This is a genomic window from Clostridioides sp. GD02404 (assembly GCF_045898275.1).
Taxonomy (GTDB): domain Bacteria; phylum Bacillota; class Clostridia; order Peptostreptococcales; family Peptostreptococcaceae; genus Clostridioides; species Clostridioides difficile_A.
Genome location: NZ_JBJOCA010000070.1, coordinates 1 through 551, shown reverse-complemented (window position 1 = coordinate 551; position 551 = coordinate 1). Strand labels below are relative to the sequence as shown.

The following is a 551-nucleotide window of genomic DNA, read 5'->3' as shown; positions in this document are numbered from 1 at the left end:
ACAGATATAGAAGACGAAGAACATTTTAGAGAAAGAGTTCTTGTAGCAGAGCAAGAAGACAAACTTAGTGGAGCTAGTTCAGATTATATAAGATGGGCTAAAGAAGTAGATGGAGTTGGATATGCTTATGTAGTTTCCGAATGGAATGGAGCAGGGACAGTAAAAGTATTAATACTAGATAAAAATAGAAAAGCAGCAACACAAGAATTGATAGATAAAGTTCAAGAATATATATATCCATTAAATGTATCAGAAGGAGAAAATAGAGACGGGAAAGCTCCTATCGGGGCTTTAGTAACAGTTGTAACACCCGAAACACTACTTATTAATGTAAAAGCTAGTTTTATATTTAGTAACAGTTTTAGTGAAGAAACAGTATTAAACAATCTAAAAGCTAAGATAGATAAATACTTAGATAAGATTGATTTAGGTGGAACAGTCTCATACAATGCTATACAAGCAATAGTAGGTTCTATGATGTTGACAGACGAAGGTATACAGGATTTTTCTAATCTTACTATAAATGATGTAAAAGGAAATATAAAATTGCA

Annotated in this window: 1 protein-coding gene; it reads left to right on the top strand. The window is 31.8% G+C overall.

From position 1 onward, the window contains the following. The coding region (locus Q3287_RS19440) for a baseplate J/gp47 family protein (RefSeq protein WP_407964686.1) at positions 1-551 on the top strand (551 nt) is incomplete at both ends.